General features: G+C 49.4%; 24 protein-coding genes and 1 riboswitch. Of the genes, 10 read left to right on the top strand and 14 right to left on the bottom strand.

The genetic code is table 11. The annotated features are described in order from the left end of the window. The first annotated feature begins 39 nt into the window (after positions 1-39). The gene (sepH, locus tag A1sIA56_RS02465) at positions 40-879 is read left to right on the top strand and encodes a septation protein SepH (RefSeq protein ID WP_095673375.1); all 840 of its coding nucleotides are present in this window, start codon (positions 40-42) and stop codon (positions 877-879) included. Here the strand turns inward: sepH and A1sIA56_RS02460 are convergent. Further along, positions 876-1979, bottom strand: coding sequence for an alkaline phosphatase family protein (locus A1sIA56_RS02460; RefSeq protein WP_223298470.1), 1104 nt, complete (start codon positions 1977-1979; stop codon positions 876-878). The genes sepH and A1sIA56_RS02460 overlap by 4 nt on opposite strands. A 32-nt stretch (positions 1980-2011) precedes the next feature. Here A1sIA56_RS02460 and A1sIA56_RS02455 point away from each other — a divergent pair, with 32 nt between their 5' ends. Genes A1sIA56_RS02455 through A1sIA56_RS02445 form a run of 3 tightly spaced genes read left to right on the top strand, consistent with a single transcriptional unit; the run spans position 2012 to position 5383 of the window. Further along, positions 2012-2920 (top strand): pseudouridine-5'-phosphate glycosidase, encoded by a 909-nt coding sequence (locus A1sIA56_RS02455; protein ID WP_095673373.1) that lies wholly within the window; start codon positions 2012-2014, stop codon positions 2918-2920. Between the two features lie 4 nt (positions 2921-2924). After that, positions 2925-3830 carry a carbohydrate kinase family protein gene (locus A1sIA56_RS02450; RefSeq protein WP_095673372.1) on the top strand — a complete coding sequence of 302 codons (906 nt, stop codon included), beginning with the start codon at positions 2925-2927 and terminating at the stop codon, positions 3828-3830. A gap of 26 nt (positions 3831-3856) precedes the next feature. Beyond that, positions 3857-5383, top strand: coding sequence for a DNA gyrase/topoisomerase IV subunit A (locus A1sIA56_RS02445; protein WP_095673371.1), 1527 nt, complete (start codon positions 3857-3859; stop codon positions 5381-5383). On the opposite strand, the gene A1sIA56_RS02440 is transcribed toward A1sIA56_RS02445, so the two are convergent. Next, positions 5384-6142, bottom strand: a complete 759-nt coding sequence (locus tag A1sIA56_RS02440; RefSeq protein ID WP_095673370.1) for an O-methyltransferase — start codon at positions 6140-6142, stop codon at positions 5384-5386. 56 nt (positions 6143-6198) lie between these two features. Here A1sIA56_RS02440 and abc-f point away from each other — a divergent pair, with 56 nt between their 5' ends. Beyond that, positions 6199-7797, top strand: a complete 1599-nt coding sequence (gene abc-f / locus A1sIA56_RS02435; protein ID WP_095673369.1) for a ribosomal protection-like ABC-F family protein — start codon at positions 6199-6201, stop codon at positions 7795-7797. A gap of 10 nt (positions 7798-7807) precedes the next feature. Here the strand turns inward: abc-f and A1sIA56_RS02430 are convergent, their stop codons facing one another. Next, the gene (locus A1sIA56_RS02430) at positions 7808-9928 is read right to left on the bottom strand and encodes a DNA gyrase/topoisomerase IV subunit B (protein WP_420021860.1); all 2121 of its coding nucleotides are present in this window, start codon (positions 9926-9928) and stop codon (positions 7808-7810) included. Positions 9929-10115: 187 nt separating this feature from the next. Here A1sIA56_RS02430 and A1sIA56_RS02425 point away from each other — a divergent pair, with 187 nt between their 5' ends. Further along, a complete protein-coding gene (locus A1sIA56_RS02425; RefSeq protein WP_095673368.1) occupies positions 10116-10325 on the top strand; it encodes a DUF7455 domain-containing protein in 210 nt (69 codons plus the stop codon). Here A1sIA56_RS02425 and A1sIA56_RS02420 read toward each other — a convergent pair whose 3' ends face one another. The 5 genes from A1sIA56_RS02420 to A1sIA56_RS02400 all read right to left on the bottom strand — a co-directional run bounded on the left by A1sIA56_RS02420 (position 10326) and on the right by A1sIA56_RS02400 (position 15527). Then, the gene (locus A1sIA56_RS02420) at positions 10326-10514 is read right to left on the bottom strand and encodes a CDGSH iron-sulfur domain-containing protein (protein ID WP_095673367.1); all 189 of its coding nucleotides are present in this window, start codon (positions 10512-10514) and stop codon (positions 10326-10328) included. A gap of 17 nt (positions 10515-10531) precedes the next feature. Next, complete coding sequence (locus tag A1sIA56_RS02415; protein ID WP_223298481.1) at positions 10532-12151, bottom strand: RNA polymerase sigma factor; 1620 nt, start codon at positions 12149-12151, stop codon at positions 10532-10534. 397 nt (positions 12152-12548) lie between these two features. Continuing rightward, positions 12549-13646 (bottom strand): homoserine O-acetyltransferase MetX, encoded by a 1098-nt coding sequence (gene metX / locus A1sIA56_RS02410; protein WP_095673365.1) that lies wholly within the window; start codon positions 13644-13646, stop codon positions 12549-12551. 10 nt (positions 13647-13656) lie between these two features. Continuing rightward, positions 13657-13772: riboswitch (SAM riboswitch) on the bottom strand. A 10-nt stretch (positions 13773-13782) separates the two neighbouring features. Further along, entirely contained in the window at positions 13783-14775 is a 993-nt protein-coding gene (locus tag A1sIA56_RS02405) for a DUF4192 domain-containing protein (protein WP_095673364.1), read from the bottom strand. Further along, positions 14772-15527 carry a hypothetical protein gene (locus A1sIA56_RS02400; RefSeq protein ID WP_095673363.1) on the bottom strand — a complete coding sequence of 252 codons (756 nt, stop codon included), beginning with the start codon at positions 15525-15527 and terminating at the stop codon, positions 14772-14774. Before A1sIA56_RS02400 ends, A1sIA56_RS02405 begins: the two co-directional genes overlap by 4 nt. Before the next feature lie 70 nt (positions 15528-15597). Here A1sIA56_RS02400 and A1sIA56_RS02395 point away from each other — a divergent pair, with 70 nt between their 5' ends. Beyond that, on the top strand, positions 15598-16065 hold the full coding sequence (locus tag A1sIA56_RS02395) for an NUDIX hydrolase (RefSeq protein WP_095673362.1): 468 nt from the start codon (positions 15598-15600) through the stop codon (positions 16063-16065). On the opposite strand, the gene A1sIA56_RS02390 is transcribed toward A1sIA56_RS02395, so the two are convergent. The 3 genes from A1sIA56_RS02390 to A1sIA56_RS02380 are packed head-to-tail and all read right to left on the bottom strand — an operon-like array spanning position 16024 to position 18520. After that, on the bottom strand, positions 16024-16641 hold the full coding sequence (locus A1sIA56_RS02390; protein ID WP_095673361.1) for an ABC transporter ATP-binding protein: 618 nt from the start codon (positions 16639-16641) through the stop codon (positions 16024-16026). The two genes, A1sIA56_RS02395 and A1sIA56_RS02390, sit on opposite strands and share 42 nt — an antisense overlap. Next, complete coding sequence (locus A1sIA56_RS02385; RefSeq protein WP_095673360.1) at positions 16632-17606, bottom strand: FecCD family ABC transporter permease; 975 nt, start codon at positions 17604-17606, stop codon at positions 16632-16634. Before A1sIA56_RS02385 ends, A1sIA56_RS02390 begins: the two co-directional genes overlap by 10 nt. Further along, positions 17603-18520, bottom strand: coding sequence for a heme/hemin ABC transporter substrate-binding protein (locus A1sIA56_RS02380; protein ID WP_095673359.1), 918 nt, complete (start codon positions 18518-18520; stop codon positions 17603-17605). Before A1sIA56_RS02380 ends, A1sIA56_RS02385 begins: the two co-directional genes overlap by 4 nt. An 87-nt stretch (positions 18521-18607) precedes the next feature. Here A1sIA56_RS02380 and A1sIA56_RS02375 point away from each other — a divergent pair, with 87 nt between their 5' ends. Beyond that, a complete protein-coding gene (locus A1sIA56_RS02375) occupies positions 18608-19099 on the top strand; it encodes a hypothetical protein (protein WP_095673358.1) in 492 nt (163 codons plus the stop codon). Between the two features lie 21 nt (positions 19100-19120). After that, entirely contained in the window at positions 19121-20101 is a 981-nt protein-coding gene (locus tag A1sIA56_RS02370; protein ID WP_095673357.1) for a hypothetical protein, read from the top strand. Here the strand turns inward: A1sIA56_RS02370 and A1sIA56_RS02365 are convergent. Both A1sIA56_RS02365 and A1sIA56_RS02360 read right to left on the bottom strand, forming a co-directional pair. Further along, positions 20094-20675, bottom strand: a complete 582-nt coding sequence (locus A1sIA56_RS02365) for a TetR/AcrR family transcriptional regulator (protein WP_095673356.1) — start codon at positions 20673-20675, stop codon at positions 20094-20096. The two genes, A1sIA56_RS02370 and A1sIA56_RS02365, sit on opposite strands and share 8 nt — an antisense overlap. 4 nt (positions 20676-20679) lie before the next feature. After that, positions 20680-22677 carry an ATP-dependent DNA helicase gene (locus A1sIA56_RS02360; RefSeq protein WP_095673355.1) on the bottom strand — a complete coding sequence of 666 codons (1998 nt, stop codon included), beginning with the start codon at positions 22675-22677 and terminating at the stop codon, positions 20680-20682. A gap of 63 nt (positions 22678-22740) precedes the next feature. On the opposite strand from A1sIA56_RS02360, the gene A1sIA56_RS02355 reads away from it, so the two are divergent. Further along, a complete protein-coding gene (locus tag A1sIA56_RS02355; protein WP_095673354.1) occupies positions 22741-23514 on the top strand; it encodes a dioxygenase family protein in 774 nt (257 codons plus the stop codon). Positions 23515-23525: 11 nt separating this feature from the next. On the opposite strand, the gene A1sIA56_RS02350 is transcribed toward A1sIA56_RS02355, so the two are convergent. Then, positions 23526-24101 (bottom strand): DUF1349 domain-containing protein, encoded by a 576-nt coding sequence (locus A1sIA56_RS02350; RefSeq protein ID WP_095673353.1) that lies wholly within the window; start codon positions 24099-24101, stop codon positions 23526-23528. Between the last annotated feature and the right edge of the window lie 4 nt (positions 24102-24105).

The following is a 24105-nucleotide window of genomic DNA, read 5'->3' as shown; positions in this document are numbered from 1 at the left end:
CTCTCGAGAAAATACCACCCCATCGGTTATTCTCACCCCATGACTGAGCTTCGTTTAGATGGCAAGACAGATGATGGAAGCCATCTCTCGCTTGTCGATACCGATGGGAATAACTATTCACTTCGTATCAGCGACACTCTCCGCGCAACTGTGAATCAGCCACGTCTGACTTCAGTTCCTGCAATGGATGCAGTTGAAACAATTTCGGTCAAAGAGATTCAGCGCAGACTTCGCGCCGGCGATAGCTTTGAACAGATTGCGCGCGAGGGCCAGACAACTGTCGATAAGGTCGAACGTTTCTCAGGCCCCGTCATGCAAGAGCGCGAATACATCCTTGAAAATGCTCGTAACCTCATCATGCGTAGAGATATTCACCGCATCGATCTCACATTCCGCGAAGTAGTTCTTGCCAAGCTTGCAGCACGTGGCGTCGATACCGATGAAGTTTCATGGAATACATGGCGCCAACTTGATGGCACTTGGCATATCGAACTTCACTACCCAAACCGCGACGGCAATGGCATCGCAACCTGGAACTTTGATCTTTCACGTCGCGCACTCGATGCATCAGACGATAACGGCGCTTGGCTTATTGATGAGGAAGCACCAGTTCGCGCTCCATCAACAGCAATCATTTATTCAGAGCCATCACATTCTTCACGACGTGAAGAAGTAGCTCCAGAACCAGAAATCGTTCGTATCGCAGATCTTCTCAACGCTCCTGAAGAAAAGGCTGAGACACCACGTCTTGCTGTTATTCGCGAGACTCCATCAGCTGCTGATTCACAAGATGGAATTACAGCTCGCGCAAAAGTTCCTTCATGGGATGAAATTATGTTTGGACGAAAGTCTGAAGAACCTACTGAGGAAGATAACTAATTCTTCACGCTGTGCAGCAATAACGGCACTGAACTTTCAATAACGCTATCGCCACCATGGTGGCCAATCATCGCGCCTTCTTTATCTGCGCGTTCTGGATCAAGCAGAACAACGTTGGCTTGAGCAATCGCAATGACATCACCGGCACGTTCTGATGCATCGAGTGAAACATTTGGGCCAAAGAGCCCTGCAGTAATTGCGCTCTGACGCGTATGCATTGTGACCTTTGCGCCCAACGCGCTCTGCCAACGAGCAATCACTTCATTCTCTGCATTTGCGCTATCTGATGAAAGGTAGAGATGGCGCATACGCGGTTCTCCCGCAATCACAGCCACATCCGTAAGCAATTCATTATCTTGGCCCAGGATGATCTTCTCTTCCACGTTAATCATTCCGTGATCGGCAGTCAGCCAAATGCGAGTTCCGTTGGGTAACTTCTGCATAAGCGCCTGCACCAATTCATCCACACTCTTCAAGGCCGCTAACCACTTTTCTGAACCAACTCCATCTGAGTGGCCAGCCGAATCAACATCATTAACGTAGAGATAAACAAATGAAGGTGACTTCTGAAGTGCTGCGACAGTCTCTGAAATCAAATCGGCCGAAACATTGGCGCCCTTGTAATGGGCTCCGCGAAATACGGCGCGAGTAAATCCAGTATTTTCATAACGCTTGGCAGCAACATGCGTTGTGGCGATTCCCGCGGCACTTGCTCGTTCAAAGAGGGTTGGCACTGGTTGCCAAATAACCGGATCAACGCGTTCATCCCACTTTAAAGAGTTAAGTACTCGTCCCCCACTGCGCGGAACTTGGACTGTGTATCCCAACATTCCATGGGCGCCCGGCATTTCACCTGTTGTCAGAGTTGCCAAGCTTGTTGCTGTTGTAGATGGAAAAGATGTCGTGATTGTTCCGTGCAGAACCATGCGCGAAAGAGTTGGAGCAACTTCTGCAAATTTACTTAAGACATCGGCGCCAAGACCATCGACAAGAAATACGAGTTCGCGGCCGCTAGGACTTTCGCCACAGTTGATTGAATCATGCGCTGTTGTTAAACCCAGACTCGAGAAGATCGAGGGCATGATTTGCGATAAATGCACGGCGCTATCTTCTCACGGGTATTGTTGCCGCCATGAACTCGTATGAATTCGTTCCATCTCCTGAAGTTGCTGCGGCCCTTAAAGCAGGCAAGCCTGTTGTCGCACTTGAATCAACGATTATTAGCCACGGACTTCCACGCCCATCAAACCTTGATGTAGCGCGCGAAGTTGAGCAGATTGTTCGTGATCACGGAGCAACGCCTGCAACGATTGCGATTCTCGATGGAAAGGTCTGCATCGGACTTACCGATGATCAGCTCGTTGCCATTGCAAACCGCGATGACATCGCCAAAGCTTCAAGCCGTGATCTTGCAATCATCGCAGCAACTGGAAAGTCAGCGGCAACAACTGTTGCAGCAACAGCTCACCTTGCAGTCTTGGCTGGTATCCATGTCTTTGCAACTGGCGGCCTCGGTGGAGTTCACCGCGGAGCAAATGAATCATTCGATGAATCAGCCGATCTCACTGCGCTCTCTGATCTTGATATCACCGTTGTCTGTGCCGGAGTGAAATCTATTCTCGATGTCGGAGCAACGCTCGAGCGCCTTGAGACTCTCGCTATTGGACTCGTTGGTTATAAGACAACCCACTTCCCTGGTTTCTACCTCACTGACTCTGGCTACACACTTGAGCATCAAGTAAATACGGCCGATGAAATTGCAGCGATCATCCATGCGCGTAATTCTTTGAAGACAGATATCCATGCACTCATAGTCGCTAACCCTGTTCTTAAAGAGATGGATCGCGTACGCCACGATGCCATCTTGAAGAGCGGACTTGAGGGCGCTGCCAAGAATGGAATAGTCGGCAAGGCAGTTACTCCATTCCTTCTCGAGCATTTTCATACCGCATCCGAAGGTGAATCACTCAAGGTTAATATCGAAATCATTAAGTCGAATTCAGCTCTTGCTGCAGATATCGCAGTAGCGGTCGCAAAGTAATTTCATGAGCGCCAAGGTCTTATGCATTGGCGATGTCATGCTCGATGTTGTTACCAAGATTGGCGTACTCCCTTCGCAGATTAATTACGGCAGCGATACACCCGCAACGATTTCAACGCACGGTGGTGGCGCTGCCGGAAATGTAGCTTCGTGGCTTACTCGAGCTGGTGCTCAATCAACGATCGTGGGCCATGTAGGCGATGATGCAGCAGGATCAGCGCTAGTAAGTGAATTCGATGCGCTGGGCGTACAGCATCACAATCTTGTAGTTGATCACGGTCATTCAGGAGTTGTCGTAGTTCTGGTTGACCCAACAGGTGAGCGCACAATGTTTCCCGACAATGGTGCCAACTCCGGTCTTCATATTGGTGATCTGCCAGAACTAAAGGGTTATGACGCGGTCTATATCTCTGGGTACTCCCCGCTCGATCCTCTTTCACTTCCTGGCATTAAAGAGATGATTGCAAAGATTCGTGAAGCAAATATTCCTATCTACTTTGACCCAGCATCTGTTGGTGGGATGAAGGAGGTTGCTATCGATGAAGTGAAATCTTGGCTTCCGCTCATGAATGTACTTCTTCTCAATGAAGAAGAGGCGATCTATCTTTCAGGAGCGAGTGATATTGAAGTTGCTCTCAACAATCTTCTCGAGCAGTGCCAGACCGTTGTCATTAAACGTGGATCACATGGCGCTATAGGAAAGTCACGCGGTGGGCAATCAATCTCTATCCCAGCAATTCCTGCAATCGTTGCAGATACAACCGGGGCTGGCGATTCATTTGCAGCTGGATTTATTTCTCATTTTGCGATTCATAAGGACCTCAACCGAGCTTTAATGGCTGGCGCCGAGATTGCAGCCCAATGTGTGGCAATCATTGGGGCTAGACCGCGTGTAGGTACCAAGATTTAGCTACTTCGCTTGGCAGAATACGCGCCATGGCAACAAAGAAGACAGCAGCTCCAAAAAAATCAGCGAAGGTCGTCGGACCTAAGCCAGGAGAATTTCCTGGCAAGATCGTTGATATCGATGTCTCTTCTGAAATGTCGGAATCTTTTCTTGAGTACGCATACTCAGTAATTTACTCACGCGCTCTTCCTGATGCGCGCGATGGATTAAAGCCTGTACACCGTCGCATCCTTCACCAGATGAGCGATATGGGTCTTCGCCCAGAGCGCGGGCACGTAAAGAGCGCCCGTGTTGTCGGTGAAGTAATGGGTAAGTTGCACCCTCACGGTGACTCAGCAATTTACGACGCACTTGTGCGTATGGCTCAATCTTTCTCAATGCAGATTCCTCTGATCGATGGCCACGGAAACTTCGGTTCACTCGATGCAGGTCCTGCAGCGATGCGTTACACAGAAGCGCGCCTTGCATCAGCGGCAATGTCGATGGTGGCAGAAGCAGATGAAAATACAGTCGACTTCGGCCCTAACTACGACGGTCAGCTTTCAGAGCCACTTGTTCTTCCAGCCGCTTTTCCTAACCTATTGGTCAACGGTGGTTCAGGTATCGCAGTCGGTATGGCGACCAACATGGCTCCCCATAACCTCGGTGAAGTTATCGCTGCAACAAAGTTTCTCATTGATAACCCTAAGGCGACTCTCAATCAGCTCATGAAGCATGTACCGGCTCCAGATTTCCCAACAGGTGGAGAAATCGTTGGACTCGAAGGTGTTCGTGAAGCGTATGCAACAGGTAAGGGCTCATTTAAAGTCCGCGCAACTGTTGAGATCAGCAAAGTTACTTCACGCAAAATGGGCATCATCATCAAGGAGCTGCCGTTCAACATTGGTCCTGAAAAGATTGTTGAACGTATTGCAGACCTTGCTAAGGCAAAGAAGATTCAAGGTATCTCAGATATCGTCGATCTCACCGATGGCCAGACAGGCACAAACGTAGTTATCGAACTCAAGAACGGTTTCGAGCCCGAAGATGTCCTTGAAAAGCTCTTCAAGCTCACTCCAATGGAAGATGCATTCGCAATCAACGCTGTTGCTCTCGTTAAAGGCAAGCCACAGACACTTGGCCTCAAGGAACTCTTGCAGGTATTTATCGATCACCGCATTGAAGTTGTGCGTCGTCGCTCAGAATTTCGTAAGGCAAAGGCTGAAGATCGCCTTTCATTGGTTGATGGATTGCTCAAGGCAATCATTGATATCGATAAGGTCATCAAGATTATTCGCGGAAGCGATGACGCAGCAGCTGCAAAAGAGAAGCTCATCAAGGATTTCAAGCTCAACGATGAACAAGCAACCTACATCTTGGATATGCCACTTCGTCGCCTGACAAAGATGAGCAAGCTCGAACTTGAAACAGAGTCGAAAGAACTCAAGGCAATCATCGCAGCCCTCACAACTTTGCTTAAGAATGAGGATGCAATCCGCAAGCAGGTTTCAGAAGAACTCACTGCTGTCGGTAAATCATTCGCAGTTCCACGCCGCACACGTATCGGCAAAGAGTAATTAGTTAGGCAGTAGAACTGCCGTTCCTTTTTCGTGAGATAGAAATTCAAGGGTGTGGCTTGGAAGAGCCTTTGCAAATTCGTGAGCCATATCTTTTTCACCTTCTCGCCCAGCATCGTCAATGACAATAATTGCTCGTGGACTCAACTTCGAAATGCATTCAACGATAGCTGGGTGGCGCGCCTTGGGATTCTTAGATCCCGGAGGTCCATCAATAAAGAGAAGATCGATATTGGTTACATCGTTGAGCTGAGATAAGTCGTACCAATCGACTCCTGAAGCATGTGGTGTAAGCGGAGCAATACGCACATCAACATTGGTAACACCATGGGCAGCAAGAAGTCTCTTTGTCTTTCCGGCGTATTCAGCAGAGTTATCAATACTTGTGATTGTTGCTTGAGGAGCGCTCTTTGCAAGCACCAAGGTGGACATTCCTGAACCCAAATCGAGTATTCGCGTTGGTTTAGAACTCTTAGCCAGATCAAGAAGTGTCAGCAAAACATCAGGTGATGCTGCCCAGCTGCGAGTAGATGGAATCGGAGCGCTGAGATCGATCAATCGAAGTAATTGCGAATAGAACTCACCTTGTCGATAGTTCTCCCAAGCTGCTTCGCTCTGTGCCTTGGCAATGCGACGCACATCTCTTTCAGGAGCTACTAACTTGATAAGTTTTTCGTTGATGCGCTTCAGAATTCGAATCTGATAGAAGGAAATCGCAAGAAGTAAGAGTGCGATGAGCAGAATCATCAGGCTGAGCATTTGAAGATTCTAGGCTGATTACAAGGTAATAGGAATACTGTGGGAAGATACGCCAAATGATCTCCACATCCGCTCTTGAACTCCGTGCCGGAGCGCGCCTCTTAGTATCTGGCGTTAATGTGCGCATCAACCATGGCGACCGCGTCGGCTTCGTTGGCCGTAACGGTGCTGGTAAATCAACTCTTGCAAAAGTATTAGCTGGCGAAAACCTGCCTGCAGGTGGCGGCGTTCAGCGCACAGGAAAGATTGGTTACCTCCCCCAGGATCCTCGTACTGGTGAAGACCAAGGAACAGCTTTAGATCGCATCTTGTCTGCCCGCGATCTCGATCAAATCGCTGCGCGTATGACCCAAGTAGAACAAGAGATGGCAACTACTGAAGGCGCCGAACTAGAAAAAGCTTTGGAACGCTATACACGCGTTGATGCAGAGTTTTCAGCAGCCGGTGGATATGCCGCAACTTCTGAAGCCGAGGCGATTGCAACCTCTCTGGGAGTTTCAGAGTCAGTATTTAACAACCAGCTCGACACGCTCTCTGGTGGTCAGCGTCGTCGTATCGAGCTTGCTCGCATCCTCTTTTCAGGCGCTGAAACACTTCTGCTCGATGAGCCTACAAACCACCTTGATGCTGATTCGATCATGTGGCTGCGTAACTACCTCATCAACTATGCCGGTGGATTGGTCATCATCTCCCACGATGTGAACTTGATTGAAACTGTTGTCAATAAGGTCTTCTACATCGACGGCAACCGTAACGTTATCGATGTCTACAACATGGGTTGGAAGCAGTACCTCTTACAGCGCGAACAAGATGAACATCGCCGAAAGAAAGAGCGCGCTAACGCCGAGAAGAAAGCTGAAATTTTGCAGAAGCAGGGCGAGAAGATGCGCGCTAAGGCTTCTAAGGCAACCGCGGCTCAAGGAATGTTGCGTCGCGCAGATAAATTGCGCGCCGGTCTTGAAGATGTTCGCGTTAAAGATAAGGTCGCAAAGCTTCGTTTCCCTACACCTGCTCCTTGTGGCAAGACTCCCCTATCGGGTGAAGAGCTTTCTAAGAACTACGGATCTCTTGAAATCTTTACCGACGTTTCTTGCGTTATCGATAAGGGCTCACGCGTTGTGATCTTGGGACTTAACGGAGCTGGCAAGACCACTCTTCTTAAGATTCTTGCCAACCAACTTGAATCCGATACCGGAAAAGTTGAACATGGCCACGGTTTGAAACTCGGCTACTACGCCCAGGAACATGAAATGCTCGACTTCGAGCGCACCATTCTTGAAAATATGTTGTCCTCAAAGGATGACTTGCGTGAACCAGAAGCCCGTAACGTTCTAGGTTCATTCCTCTTCGTTGGCGATGATGTTCATAAGCCAGTCAAGGTCTTATCTGGTGGCGAAAGAACTCGTCTTGCACTCGCAACATTGGTTGTATCGGCTGCAAACGTTCTGCTTCTCGATGAGCCTACAAACAACTTAGACCCAGCATCTCGAGAAGAAATCCTTGGAGCCCTTGGTGAATACCAAGGCGCAGTCATCATGGTTTCTCACGATGAGGGAGCCGTGCAAGCCCTTAAACCAGAGCGCGTGATTTTGCTGCCTGATGGCGATGAAGATATTTGGAAAGAAGAGTACTTCGACTTAGTTTCGATTGACTAAAAACTAAGGCTTAAGCGTCGATCTGTTCGCGATCGATCTCAGCAGTTGCAATAAATTCCTTACGAGGAGCAACTTCTGAACCCATCAAGAGCTCAAACATCTTCTCAGCAGCTTCACCGTCTGGGACAGTAATGCGGCGAAGCGTACGAACATCAGGATCCATAGTGGTTTCACGGAGCTGATCAGCATCCATTTCGCCAAGGCCTTTGTAGCGCTGAATTGGTTCTTTCCAACGCTTGCCGTTCTTCTTCAAATCTGCGGTGACGCTCTTCATCTCATCATCTGAGTATGTATAGATGTATTCACCCTTCTTGCCGCCTGCGCCCATTGTTTCAATGCGGTGCAGTGGTGGAATAGCAGCAAAGACGCGTCCGGCATCGAGCATTGGACGCATGTAGCGATACATCAATGTAAGCAAGAGGCAGCGAATATGCGCGCCGTCAACGTCAGCATCTGACATCAAGATAATGCGGCCATAGCGAGCTTCATCAAGTTCAAATGATTTACCTGAGCCAGCGCCAATAACCTGAATGATAGATCCGCACTCCTTATCATCGAGCATCTGTGAAAGTGATGCCTTCTGAACGTTAAGGATCTTTCCGCGGATAGGCAAGATTGCTTGGAATTCTGAGTTTCGGGCAGCCTTTGTTGTGCCTAGCGCTGAGTCACCTTCTACGATGAAGAGTTCGGTACGAGTGACATCTTCTGAACGACAATCGGAAAGCTTTGTTGGAAGTGATGAAGATTCAAGAGCGTTCTTACGACGTTGAATATCTTTATGAGCACGCGCGCTAATTCGTGTGCGTGAGGCATTGGCAATCTTTTCCATGATCAACTTGCCGTTGGCCTTATCAATACGACGAGTTGTTGCGAAGAATTCCTTCAACTTGTCGGCAACGACTGCCGAGACAATCTTTGTGGCAGCTGCTGTGCCCAAGACTTCCTTGGTCTGACCTTCGAACTGTGGCTCAGACATACGCACTGTGACAACGGCTGTGAGGCCTTCCATGACGTCATCTTTAATGACATCGGCTTCATTCTTCTTCAAGATACCTGCGCTGCGCATCGCTTCGTTAAATGCCTTCGTGATTGCGCGCTCGAAGCCAAGTACGTGAGATCCACCCTTTGGGGTAGCAATGATGTTCACGAATGAGCGAAGGGTTGAATCAAAGCCAACGCCCCACTTCATCGCGATATCAACTTCCATATCGCGCTCGACATCAGTTGAAACCATGTGGCCCTTATCGTCGAGAACTGGAACAGTCTCTTGATAGTGGCCAGTACCGTAAATACGAATTACTTCACCAACTGGTGCATCTGGCTGCAAGAAGTCGCAGTACTCAGAGATTCCGCCCTTATGGAAGAAGACCTGAGTGGTCTTCTCTTTCTTGCGGTTATCGTTAACGGTGATTGAAAGTCCTGGGACCAAGAATGATGTTTGGCGTGCTCGTGCGTAAATATCTTCAAGATCGAGTTCAGCATCCTTCAGGAAGATCTGACGATCTGACCACCACTTAGTGCGTGTTCCAGTTACCTTTGCAGAAATCTTGCCGATAGTGCGAAGACCTGATTGCGGCGTGAATTCAGCCTTTGGTCCATCGCCATCGAATACGCCAGCGACGCCGCGCTTAAATGACATCCAGTAAATCTTGCCGTTACGGTCGACTTCAACATCAAGGCGTTCTGCAAGTGCGTTTACAACGGATGCACCCACACCGTGGAGACCGCCGGAGGCAGCATATGAACCGCCACCGAACTTTCCACCTGCGTGGAGCTTGGTCATAACAACTTCAACGCCGGTAAGGCCAGTCTTTGGTTCCTTATCGACAGGAATACCGCGGCCATCATCGTGAACTTCTACAGAGCCATCGGCTTCAAGATTAATCTCGATCTTCTTGCAATGACCTGCCAAGGATTCATCGACAGAGTTATCAATAATTTCCCAGAGACAGTGCTGAAGGCCGCGGGAATCGGTTGAACCGATATACATACCTGGGCGCTTACGAACGGCATCGAGACCTTCGAGGACAGCTAAGTCTTTGGCGGTATAGGAATCCTTAGAGTCCGCCGCTACGTCGAAGTTCAATTCATCTGCCACGGTGGCAAAGGTTAGCCAGCGAATGGTTCGCATCTGGTTAAGCGCGCCGAAGGTCTCATATATTGATTAATTAGGGTGAGATATCTCAAGAAAATCGATATTTCACACAATATTCGAATCTTTTTACCGAGCGGGGAATAAAGAGAACTGGCATGATGTTCCATAGATGTACAGAACTTCCCACAGACCAAGGCAAGACTGAAGCGAAACGGAGAGCGCGATGACCGAGCAAGTAATCCTCGAATCCACACCTCTAAATGCCCTCGATCGATGCGATCGTTGTGGCGCACAGGCTTACGTGCGTGCGATTTTGGTAACTGGTGGCGAACTCATGTTCTGCGCACATCATGGCAAGGAATATGCCGAAAAGCTTAAGACTGTCGCTGCAAAGATTCAGGACGAGTCAGAGAAGTTGGTTGAAGTTAAGTAATTACTCTTCTTTACGAAGGCCCTTATGCGAACCATCGCATAAGGGTTTTTCTTTTGATTGACCACAACCGCAGAACTTTGGATTCTCGATAGTTTCAATCACATTGCCATCTGCATCGACGATATCGACAACTCCTGTGATGCGAATAGATCCGCTCTTAGGGTTGATAAAAGCCTTTGCATCAGACATTGCGAAAACCGATCTTTTTAATCGAGGTAATCGCGCAATGACTGCGAACGTGAAGGGTGGCGCAGCTTCGACATTGTCTTTGATTCGATCTGACGAATACGTTCGCGGGTTACGCCGTGAACTTTGCCGATCTCATCAAGGGTCTTTGGCTGACCATCTGTAAGTCCGTAACGAGCCTTGATCACATCAGCCTCACGGTTGGTGAGCCCACCGAGAACCTGCATCAACTGCTCCTGCAAGATCGTGAATGTCACTGATTCTTCTGGCTTTACAGCTTCAGAGTCTTCAATCAAATCACCGAATTCGGAGTCGCCTTCTTCACCAAGTGGTGTGTGAAGCGAGATTGGTTCGCGACCGTACTTCTGAACTTCGACAACCTTTTCAGGTGTCATATCGAGCTCCTTAGCGAGCTCTTCAGGTGTTGGTTCGCGACCTAGGTCTTGCAGCATCTGGCGCTGCACGCGTGCAAGCTTGTTGATGACTTCAACCATGTGAACAGGAATACGGATTGTGCGAGCCTGGTCTGCCATCGCGCGGGTGATTGCCTGACGGATCCACCATGTTGCGTATGTCGAGAACTTATAGCCCTTTGTGTAGTCGAACTTCTCGACAGCACGGATAAGACCGAGGTTTCCTTCTTGGATCAAGTCGAGGAACAACATTCCGCGACCTGTGTAGCGCTTTGCAAGAGAGACAACGAGACGAAGGTTTGCTTCGAGCAAGTGGTTCTTTGCGCGCTTTCCATCTTCAACGATCCACTCGAGCTCGCGCTTAAGCTTCTTATCAATCTTCTTAGTGTTCTTCAGCGCTTCTTCAGCAAAGAGGCCAGCTTCAACGCGTGTAGCAAGTTCTACTTCAAGCTCTGCGTTAAGAAGTGCTACGCGACCGATCTGCTTGAGGTAATCCTTAACTGGGTCAGCTGTTGCACCTGCTGTAAGAACAGTCTGTTCTGGTGGGAGGCGCTTGATTTCAATCTGAATAAATCGGGCCTGCTCGTTGAAGAAGTACTGCAAATCTTCAAGGTTCTTGAGGTAACCCTGGTTTACAGCTTCTGCAATCATCTTCGCTGATTTCTCATTGAAGGTATTCATCGCAAATTGCTGTTGGATCTGCTTGAAGGTCAGAGCCTTTGCATCAGCCTGATCAATATTGTGCTTAGGAGCGACTTCAACGCCCTGAATCTTGCCGTTGATTGCTTCAAGAACGAGGTTTACATTCTTGAGATCCTTCTTATGCTTTTCGCGCTCGTTCTTATCTTCTTCTTCATCATCTGCATCGGTATCAAGAAGGGTAAATGAACCTTCTTCATTCTTTGTCTCATCTGAGAGAGTGACGACGCGTGGCTGATCTTTTCCATCTGCCTCTGCATCAATGATTTCAGCAGCTTCAGCGATAAGTGTTTCTACATCTTCGAGCTCGACTTCTTCGACAACGATTTCATTGCCATCTTCATCGAGAACAACTGCAGCCTTGCCGCCCTTTTCTGCGGCTGGCTTTGGCTCTTCCTTCGGTGCAATGAGAGCAAGCTGTGCCTTCGACAAGATGCGGCTTGGTGCGCCAAGTCCGGCCTTTCGTGCCTTCTCAGTTGCTTCTGGAATTTCAATGTCGAGCTGGCGTGCTTCAAGAGCGAGCGCCATAAATTCTTTCTTCACTGCCTTGCGGTAATTATCAATTCCGCTCGCTGCAAGAGTTTCAATGATCTCTTTCTGGCGCGCAACTGCGTTCTTCAAATCAACGAGTTGTTGTACTTCCTTGGCAGAGAGATCTTTCTTCAGTTCAATCTTGACTGGCTTTGCTGGTGCAACCTTCTTAACCGGTGCTGCCTTCTTAGCTGGCGCTGCCTTCTTCGCAACTGCTTTCTTTGCAACGACCTTTTTAACAGGTGCCGCCTTCTTTGCAGGAGCTTTCTTAGCTACGGCCTTCTTTGCTGCTGGCTTTGCTGCAGCTTTCTTGCCCTTTGCCTTGTTTTTGAGCGCACTAAATACAGCCACAATTGTCCTTTGGTTGTTTTCTTCGAACTTCTCGAAGCAATACCTATATTGTACCCGCAACCTTCAAGGCGTGCCGAATCGCATCGCCCATCGCCTCTGCCTCAACTAAGAATCCATCGTGTCCAAAGTCAGAACTGATGGTTATTGGCGCATCTGCAGTCGGAACTAGCTCAGATATCTCAACCTGAAGTCGAGGTGGGAAGAGGCGATCGGTATCAATCGAGACCACAACGACCGGAACTGTGATGGCTTCAAGGGCTGCTGCCACTCCTCCGCGGTCGCGGCCGATGTCATGTGAGTTCATCGCATCAGTCAGAGCGATATAGGTATTGGCATCAAATCTCTTGGCCAGCTTTGTCGCCTGGTGGTCCAGGTATGACTCAACGGCGTAACGGCCGGTCTCATCTCCCTGAAGCTGGCGGCCAAAGCGAACATCCATCTCAGATTCGGTGCGATAGGTCAGGTGCGCGATGCGGCGGGCAATTCCCATGCCATCGATTGGTCCGCGCTCTTGCTCGTAGTAATCGCCATCATTGAAATGTGGGTCCGCTTTGATGGCACGAATTTGAATCGAAGCTGTGCCGATTTGGTCTCCTGTGGCAACAGCTGATGAACCGATGGTGCAGATTGCACCGACGCGATCTGGAAGTTGGACAGCCCATTCCAGCGAACGCATTCCACCAAGAGATGGACCAACTGCCAATAGATACTTATCAATTCCAAGTGCATTACTGAAGGCAACTTCGGCGTTGACCATGTCGCGAATCGTGATGATGGGAAAGCGTGAACCGTAACGTTTTCCATCGGGAGCAATACTTGAAGGACCAGTAGATCCTTGGCAACCACCAATGACATTGGGACAGACGATGAAGTATTTATCTGTATCAAAAGGAAGACCAGGACCAACCATCTGTGGCCACCACCCTGTGACATCAGACCAACCGGTCATCGCATGGTTAATTAAGATTGCATTGGATTTATCTGCGTTGAGAGTTCCCCATGTTTGATACGCGATAGTGATATCTGGCAAGGTCTCGCCATTTTCAAGAAGTAAGAAACCAATCTTGACGAACTCACGATCGCCTGGGTCATCGCCCTCAAGCCACGCACCGGTGACATCGAAGTTAGGTGTTCTGCTCATAGAAAAATCCTTCACGCACTTGCAACTGCGCATTACACGCACCTGCCTGGTCGTCACCCGGAGCACCCCACCGCGGTGGAGGGTTGCCGTCTCATCAGCCGGGGCTATCGATGAGAACTCGTGACCGGTGTAAATATTACCCGAAGATTGTCGCCACCACTTTGGGGTGAAGTTCAGCCCGCATCGCCGTAAATGAGTGAGGTGGCCAGCCTGCAGTGAAGACTCGTCGCAGAAGGAGGGCTAAGGAGTACTGGTCATCATCATCGAGCGCCCGGTCGAGCGCCTTATGTGCCAACGCTCCTTCTCCGCGCTCGTACGCCATCGCCGCAAAGAGAGAAGCAATGGGAGCAACAAAGCCACGGGGTGCGATGCGCAGAAGTTGATGCCACATCGACCAGTAATGATCGGCGCTCTCTTCAGAATGTGAACCTAGCGCAAAGTCGCGCACTTGAATATCGCTCATACGACCAATAACCCGAGCTACTAATTCACGATCTTCGGCGCCTCGCCCTTCTCGGTATTCGCCCGCCAAATCAATAATCGCCGTTGCACCATCGCGCTGTAAATCATTGAGTTCTTCAGCATCACTGGAAACGATGAAGGCCAGTACTTCATCCTGCCAACTCAGTTCAAACGAAGACGGAACGGCAGCGATGGATTGCACAAGACCTTCAACTGATTCGTACGGCATCGGGTGTCCTGCGATGACATGTTCGGCAGCAATTCGTGAAGTATCGAGGTCAGGAATTTCACTTCCTTCAGGCGGGCAACATGTCAGATCTGTGCAGAGCATCGAACGGAATCGGTTATTGCGAACGACCAGGGATTCCTTGATATCCAGGCCCGCGCGGATAAGAGCCGCAGAAGTATTGATAACAGCGCTTTCGGCATCGCTTTCGGATTCACCGCTATAAGCAACGATAAATGCCCCATCGGCTTCTTCGCGCACTAAGTGGGAAGCAAGTAAGTCATAGCTTTCAGGTGCAATATCGCTCGGTAAATCAACGCGCATCGCCATACCAATTGTTTCGTTCTTCAGTGAAACAAGGACGAGAGAACGATCTGGGTGGTAGCCGATAAGAAATGGAATTGCGGCAAGTAGATCGTGAGGGGAAGTAAGGGTTGTCATGGTCTGCCTTTCTTATAGAGAACGGGTGGAGTAAAACGAGTAGGTGCTGCAACTACGGTGATGGGAAGAATGGAGACGGTGTCGATCTTTCCTGGAATTTGCGCGGTGACTCCGCTGATGGTGAAGCTGCCTTCCCACCGCGTTATAAGTTGAATTAAGTAATGGCCCGGATTGGAATAGGTATGTTGGATTTCGCCTTCGGGATAAGGAGCGCCAACTTTTCGCGTTACAAATACAACGCCATCTCCGTAATGCCAGAGAAAGGTTGGTTTGAGCTTTACATCGACTACCTCGCCAACAATCTCAATCTTCTTTGTGATGACTTCAGGAATATCGCTCCAGAAGAAGACTGGAACTTTGATCAGTGGCTGAAAAGAAGGTGAATATGCGATTCCGGCACTTGGCAGGATTTCAACTAACTTGTCGCTCAGCGATGTTGCACTTGCAGTAGCTGATGGCGTGGGTTTCTTTCGCACCACTGGCTTCTTCGTTGACGTAATTACTTTGGGCTTTGCACTTCCTGTCACCTTTGGCTTTGGCGCAACTGGCTTTCGCACAATCGCTTTGCGAGTCTTCACAGGCGCTGGTGCCACTGCCTTCTTCTCAGGCAGACCACTTCCCTTTCGCCCCTCGATGATGATCTTTCCATCTTGGGTATAGACATCAATGCATGCCTTTTCTATGCAATCTGTGGCATGTGCGGGAAGTGCAATAGATGTAAGGATTAATGAGAACGCAATTAACTTCTTCATGCGCGGGAGGGTAAGTGCGCGTGTACCGCTTTAAAGTTCAAAAACTACGAACTGTGGATACTCTAGGAGTATGACTGCGCGCGATGGTGATGGCTGGATCGAATGTGCATGCGGCTCAAAACATTGGGGCAAGCACGGCGCAGCAGGCCTTTTGATTATTCGCGATGGTTCAGTCTTCTTGCAGCATCGAGCACCATGGGTGCATAACGGCGATACCTGGGGAATTCCAGGCGGTGCTCGCGATTCGCACGAAACAATTATTGAAGGCGCTATCCGAGAAGCAGTTGAAGAGACCGGTATCAAACCTGAAGATTTGCAGCCCGTTCATACCTTTACTGATGATCACGAAGGTTGGAGCTACTCAACCGTTATCGCCTTCGCCAACGAGAATCTAGAGGGCCACGAATTAAACGATGAATCTCATGAAGTGCGCTGGGTGAAATTTGATGATGTCACGCGACTACCGCTACATCCCAGCTTTGCAAAAACGTGGCCGTTAATTCGCCAATGTGTTGATGACTTGATCGCACCACGTTAAAGCTTCTCTATCGATATGAGCAATCACCACAACGGTCTTTCCAGCATCGCGTAATTGCTTTAAATAGTTAATGATGCGGACTTTACTCGCGCTATCTTGCGCTGAAAGTGGTTCATCGAAGAGGTAGACCTCGCTATCGCGAATAAGCGCCCGGGCAATCTCAATACGTTGCGCCTCACCTCCTGAAAGAGTTGTAACTCTCTGATCGGCATAGTGATTAATTTCTAAGGCAAGCATCACTTCATCTACCTTCAGAAGCGCTTCACCGCTCTGGCCCATTTCGATCACTTCACGAGCGGTGTATGAAAGCCAATAATTACGATTTTGTTGCACGACGCTGCGAATCTTTGCCTGCTCGGCATCTGAAAGCTCGCACAGATTTCTATCACCAAAGTAGATATTGCCCGCGATTAATGGAAGGTCACCTGCAATTGCACCGAGTAGCGAACTCTTACCACTTCCATTGGGGCCGATAATTGCAGTGATTTTCCCGGGTTCTAAAGTTGCGCTGAAGTCGCGCACTACAACACGAGCTCCACGTTCTATAGAGACGTTTTCAATCTTTACTAGCGCCATATATCGCCGCTTTTCTTAAGCGTGGCAATCAGGATGGGCGCGCCAATTAATGAGGTGAGTAAACCGATTGGAAGTTCGAAAGGTGGAATGAGTGCGCGCGCAGCGGTGTCGGCGATTAATAAGATTAGTGCGCCTATAAGTCCGGCAAAGATAACTAAGTTTCGATTTCTTGGACCATGTAAGTAGCGAGCAATATGTGGAGCCGCAAGTGCTAGAAAAGCGACTGAACCAACGGTTGAAACAGTGACAGCGACGAGAGTTGCTAGAACTGCAAATGTGGCAAGACGGATTCGGTATGCGTTAAATCCCATGTGGCGAACGGATGAATCTCCAAGTGAGAGTAAATCCAATCGTGGCGCCATCTTCCAGGCAAAGAGCGCGCCCGCAACAAGGATCGGTGTGAGTATCACCAAATTCTTGCCTGTCACCAATGAGAGCGAACCAAAGGACCAGAATGAAATGGAACGCGCATCCGGACGACTAATTGCAGTAATGGTCAGACCGACAATGGCGTTGAGAATTGCTGAGACACCGATTCCAATGGTGATCAAGGAGAGAGCTGATCTTGCTAAAGAGAATGTAAGCAGCGTCGCAGCCAGTGCGCCAACTGCTGCGCAGATAACTGATCCCAATGATCCGATAGTGACAACGTTGAGAAGGACGCCGAGAAGGACGCCGAGTGAAGCACCGGCAGATGTACCGAGAATCGCAGGATCGGCGAGCGGGTTATTTGTTGAACTTTGAGCGAGCGAACCAGCAATTCCAAGTGCTGCTCCAACTAAAAGCGCAGCTGCCACACGTGGGGCGCGGATCTCCCAGATGATTTGATGTGATGGTGATTGTGTATCAAGAAATGGATTAAAGATGTATCGCCAGATATCAATTACATCAGCGGCCCCAACAGAAAGTGCGAACATCGAGAGAAACGGAACAGCTAGTACGAGAGGCGCTAACCGCTTAATCATGGCGCCACCTTCTGCACCGCTGTTGCTAAGCGATTAATCAGATTTGGAGTGCGCGGACCAAATGAGAGCAAAAGCGAATCGTCGACAGCAATCACTCGTCTATTTTCACCAGCATCTGTCTGCGCAATGCCGGGCAGCGCCAGCAAGCCATCTACTCCCCCAACCGAATCAAGCCCTTTGCTCATGACAAGAATGATTTCTGGGTTGAGTGAAAGTATTGATTCACTTGTCATTGCAGTAAAAGGATTCGAGAACTTTTCGGCTCCGACATCGATTGAGCCAATCGCTTGGATCAGTGAATCCGCACCCGATTCTTTTCCGCCAATCAGGTATATGGCGCTTCCGCCTCTGAGATAGAGAAAGGCAATTCTCTTCTTCACTTTGCTCTGCGTAGAGATTTCGAGAGTGCGAGCCATCGCACGATTGAGAGCTTCACCGCTTTGTGGAGCACCAATCGCTTGGGCAATACGCGTGACCTTTAATGGAATGTCGGCAAGGGTCCAGGCTTCAGGGGTTTGAACCACTGCAATGCCAGCGCTCCTAAGCGCTGCTAGTGCAGATGCTGGACCAGTTGATTTATCAATGATTACTAACTGCGGATTAAGAGCAATGATTTTCTCAGCGACTACTTGATGTCCGGAAGTAACAATCGGAATATCGCGCAACTGATTATCGGTACTTGCAATATCTCGACCGATGAGAATCGACATAAAACCTAGGGATGCAATTATTTCAGCCGAACCATTGGCCAGCGCGATGACTCGAGTTACTTGAGGCGCTTGCGTTGTGGAGACATTTACTGCTTTTGCCGAGGAGATTTCAAGAACTGCGCTCTCTTGCGACGCGCAACCAGAGAGAAGTAAGAGCGTGATAGTGGCAACAGAAATCAACGAAATCTTGGCTCTGGCACGCATGGATATATCCTCTCAAATTTCTTTCCGACACGTCTGCTGGTCTTGTCGGATAACGCTGGATCAAGCGAACTTTAAGATTTTGGCCATATGAAGATGCAAGCGTCGCTGATGGCCTTGATGGCACTGGGAATCTCCATGCTCTCAAACACTGCCTCTTGGGCGGCTGCAACTGCTACAGGTGCGCAAGGCCAGAGCATCAGCATCAAGAACACCACTGTTAAAGCAGGATCAGATATTCGAGTTACAGGGAAAGGTTTCGATGAAACCATCGGGATCTATCTTGCCTACTGCGTACAGCCAAAGAAAGGTGTTGCACCTTCACCTTGTGGAGGCGGCGCAGATAAATCAGGCACTCAAGGTGTTTCTCACTGGATATCTTCCAACGCTCCGACATACGGCAAAGGGCTAGCTACTCCATTTATTCCTGGGGGTCGCTTCTCTCAGAAAGTTACCGTTACCAAGAAGATAGGCAAATTTGATTGCACCAAAGTTACATGTGCAATCACCGTGAGATCAGATCATCTACACGAAGGAGATCGTTCTCAAGATCTCTTTATTCCAATAACAATTTCAAAGTAAGAAACTACTTAAGGAGAAGAAATGTTGTCACGACGTAAAAGAGCTATCGCCCTTGCCCTTGCCATTGGATTGATTGCCCCAGCTTCGATGGTTACCCCAGCGCAGGCTGAAACATTTGCATTCGCAAGCAGCCCGCTGACAAATCTTGATCCAGCAGGAGCAACCATCAACGGTGGCTTCACTAAATTCCCTACAAAAGCTGGACTCTATATTCAGCAGTGCATCGCACCCGTCGGAACAGCGCGCCCAGTAACGTGTAGTGACACCATTCAGTTATGGGTAACCGCAGCGGGTGGACCAGGAACTACAAGCCCAACAGGCCCAATTGCTTTGAAGGTCGCCAGCTCAATCACCGGTAAAGGTGTCACCGTAGATTGCACTACAGCGCAATGTGGGCTCTTCTTCCGCTTTGACCACACAGCTCCAACAGATTTCTCGGAAGATAAGTTCTACCCGATGACTTTTGCTATGGGGGCAGCAGCACCTGTACTTGCAGCTGATGAAATCACCGTCACTCTGAATGGAACTCCGCTAGTGCGCAACGTTCCACGTAACTTGGCATATCGCGCAGAGGCAAAGATTGTTGCCACTGCAAAGTCAGGGCTCGCGGTCAACTTCACATCACTCACACCTGATTGCACATTTTCTAATGGAATCTTCACTGCACTCAAGGGTAAAGGCCAATGTGCACTTGGATATTCGACTGCAGGAAATGCAACGACAGCTGCAGCAACTGGAAACTTCCCGTTCATCTTGGTGCCAGGAACTCAGAAGATCGTTGGCATGACAAAGTCCATTAAAAAGAACGGAACAAAGGCGCTTCCTCTAGAGACAAACTTCGGTAGCACCATCACCTACAAGTCTTTGAATAAGAGCTGCGCCGTTGAAGGAAATCTTGTGAGCGCAAAGAAATCTGGAAAGTGCAACTTAAGCGCAACAGCCGGAGCAAAGGCAGATACCTGGCAAGCTTTGGATCTAACTATCTCAATCCCTATTAAATAAGGGCGCGGATTCCAGCGATGCAGAATCGTGAGGTCATCGAGATCTCTGATTCTGCATCGTTTCCGCTTTCAATGCGCTTTGTCGCAACATCCGTGGCAGCTTGAATAAGCGAAAGCGCCTGATGGATATCGGTAACACCTAAACCCTGTAGGTTCTGAGTAAGGGAAGAGAGCAAGCGGCGGTGAGCTGTACCAATCGCGGCACTTCTTTCTTGCGGCAGCTGAGTTGAGTTCAGTGCCTTTGCCAAGAGATGTCTGCCATCTGCAACATAAATAAGTGAAGTCGTAATCCATTGTTCGATTGCATCAGTTGGTTCAGAAATCCCAGCAATCGCTTCTTCGAGAGTAAGTGAAAAAGTCTGAAGTTCATCGATGATGAGATCTGCGATGAGATCTGAGCTGCTGGCGAAATACTCGTAGACAGAAGTTCGCGAAAGTCCGGCACGTTGCGCAACTGCAGCAACAGTGACTGCTTCTCCGCCAGATTCGAGAGCTATCGCTGCTGCAGCTTCGATGAGCTGGTTGCGACGCCAGTCTCGGTGCTGCGCAAGCGATGTGGTCGAAATTCTCGGCATTCCCCTAGTCTTCCACGCTGCTCGCAAGTCTGCGCAGTGAATCTCGTACTACCGCCCCATCGCTAGTGCGCCATAGGGGCGGCATCGAGTTAAGTAGGACACTTCCGTAGCGCTTTGTCACAATGCGTGAATCAAGAATTGCCACGACCCCACGATCATCAATACTGCGAATCAATCGCCCCGTACCTTGCGCCAATAACAGCGCTGCGCGCGGAACTGATACCTGCATAAATCCACTTCCACCTGATGCATCGGCTAAGGAAGAACGGGCAGACATCACTGGTTCATCAGGACGCGGGAAAGGAATGCGATCGATAGCGACCAAGATGCACGAGTTTCCGGGAACATCGACGCCCTGCCATAAAGACATTGTGCCGAGCAAGATTGATGTTTCATCTTTAGCGAAACGTTCTACCAATGGACCCACTGCATCGCCACGTTTTTGGGTAATGATTGAAATCGGTAGGTCCACCAATACTTTGCGCAGATGAGCATCGGCTGCCTCGACTCCGCGCCATGAACTAAAGAGAGCTAATGTGCGGCCGCCAGCTGCATCAATCAGTTCGCCCAGTTCATCTAATACCTCTTGGCTTGGACCATCACGGCCTGGTTCAGGAAGATGCTTAGGCATATAGAGAACGCCTTGATTAGCGAAATCAAAAGGAGATCCCACATCGAGCATCTGTAAATTTGCTGGGTCTATCTCGCCAGGTTTGATCTCTTCATCAGAGTCAGAACCGACAACGAAACCAATGCTGCGCGCCATCGCATCGAAATTATTTCCAACTGTCAGCGTTGCAGACGTTGCAATCACTGGGTTTTGCGTCAGCAGATTGCTACGTAAAACATGCGAAACCGAAAGTGGCGCCAAGTGCAGAGTTGAAAACGTTGGCTCGTACCAGAGCACATGCTCGTTACCCATCTTGAGCAACTTGCCTGCTGTTGTTGCAATCTCTTGGACCGCGCCCTTAACACGAGCACGCTCAGCATTCTCATCAGGATCAATAATTTCGTCATCAGCATTAATCAACTGCACCAGCGCAGAAGCTGCTTCTTTCACCTTACGAATCGGTGCTTCCAGTGACATTGGAATCTCTTCGAGTCTTCCTTGCGCCGAGAAATCGCCCTTTACATCTTCGCCGTAATCAGCCATCGCATCATGAAAGCTATCTGCTGCATTGGTAAAGGCATCCGATGGCTTGCCAGGCATGTACTTACGGGCCATTGCAGCTGCGCGTTGAACGCGACCAGATGTTAGCTCTTCGGTAACTGCTTGCGTCGTGCGATCCATAAATTCGTGCGCTTCATCCAGAATCACCGCATCGCGTTCAGGCAAGATGGGATGCGAATCAACGATCTCAATTGCGAGCAAGGTGTGGTTAGTAACGACAACATCAGCATCTTGCGCCTTCGCCTTCGCCTTCGCTGCAAAGCACTGGGCTCCCCACGCACATGAATCAGCGCCCACACATTCGCGCCCCGATAAAGAGTTGGCTGCCCATACTCTGCGATCTACTTCTGGAGCATCATCACGATCTCCCGAAACTCCAGGAGTCTTCGCCCATGCAATCAGACGCTTTGCATCTTTCTCTAGATATGAAGCCTCGAGCAAAAGCTCGCCATCAGGGTCAGGCTCATCTGCATTCATCTTCTGCAGACAGACATAGTTTCCTACGCCCTTGTAAATTGCATACGTGATGTCGCGACCTAAAGCTTTTTCAAGTGCTGGAACAACAGCCGGTAAATCGCGTTCTACTAGCTGGCGTTGCAGCGCAAGAGTTGCTGTTGCGACTAAGACTTTACGGCCATGCACTAAAGCCGGAACTAAGTAGGCAAGTGACTTTCCGGTTCCTGTACCTGCCTGGACCATCAAGTGATGTCGATCAGTCATTGCATTGGCAACTGCCTCAGCCATTTCGATCTGGCCTTCACGAGCAGATCCACCAATTGCGGTGACCGCAGCATCGAGTGCGCTACGCACCTGTGCCGATAGATCGCTCATGGGTGCACCTTACTAGGTTGAGATGTAGTTGAAATTTCAACTACTTAGGTGTAGCCTGCATGTATGACACAGATGCCAGCTCTCTACATCGGCCACGGCGCACCGTTGCTGCTCGATGATCCTGTCTGGTCCTCTGAAATCGCTGAAATCACCAAGAAGTTTGAGAAGCCAAAGGCGATTCTGATTGTCTCAGCACATTGGGAATCCGCACCCATCTCAATTACCTCTCCTGTCGCCGGCACTCCCCTTGTCTATGACTTCGGTGGTTTTGCTCAAAAGTTCTATGAGATGACATACGAAACTCCTGATGCATCAGCACTTGCTGCACGCATTGCCGCGATGATGCCTGACAACGAACCGCTTCACGAATCTCGTCGCGGCCTTGATCATGGCGCTTGGGTTCCACTTCGCATCATGTATCCCGATGCAGATATTCCTGTTCTACAGATGTCTATGCCGACATCGGATCCTGGAAAGCTCATTGAACTTGGAAAGCGTCTTCGCCCATTGCGCGAAGAAGGCGTATTGATTGTCGGTTCAGGTTTTATGACTCACGGACTTCCATTCCTTCGCGATTGGTCGATTGATGCCAAGGCTCCGGGCTGGTCATCAGACTTTGATCAGTGGGCCGCTGATGCACTTTCTCGCGGTGATGTAGACATGCTCGCTTCTTATAAGGATTTAGCGCCAGCTGTGAACTATGCCCACCCAACCGTTGAGCACTTCACTCCGTTATTTGTAACTCTTGGCGCGGCAACGCAAGCCGATGCAATTCCAGAGACTTTGATTGAGGGTTTTTGGATGGGGCTTTCTAAGCGTTCGCTGCTCGTTGCCTAATTTTAAATAAATTAGTGCAGATCTGAATCAGCTGGTCCTTCAGACCACTTTGTGAAACTTACCTTCAACCCGGCTCGCGTTGGTGCACAGAACATTGGGCCTGCCTTCCATGTACGCGATGGATCAAGAGGAGCCACGCGAACTAGGCGTAAATCATTGTTAATTCCCGCTCGGACAGTGACTGCATCCCCTGAACGACTGACGCGAATAGTTACCTCTTTATTCATCCATTCAGCAACAGGAGCTACCGACCAATCTGAGTTCTTCTGCGTAACAACTGCTCCGACCTGAGGAAAACCATCGCAGAATTCAACGCCTGCCTTAATCCAGTTTTCGCTATCTGCAGTAATAAAAATTCCAGCTTGGTCGAATTGTTCGGTGTAATTTAAAACGAATGTCACTTCGATCGCTGATTCGTTGGGAAATTCTTTAACGAGGGCGTGGCCGTCATCATGGATAAAGCCGTAGGAAGTAGTGCGCCACCAATCGCTTTCAGCAGCTGCTTCTACTGTGAGAAGAGCGCCCTCTTGTGATTGCGAGACAGGTTCACGAGTCCAGCTGCCTTCATTCCATGCGACGTTCTTCATGAGG

Source organism: Candidatus Planktophila sulfonica (assembly GCF_002288065.1).
Classification (GTDB): domain Bacteria; phylum Actinomycetota; class Actinomycetes; order Nanopelagicales; family Nanopelagicaceae; genus Planktophila; species Planktophila sulfonica.
The sequence above is the reverse complement of the archived record's forward strand: the minus strand, read 5'-3'. Positions and strand labels throughout refer to the sequence as shown.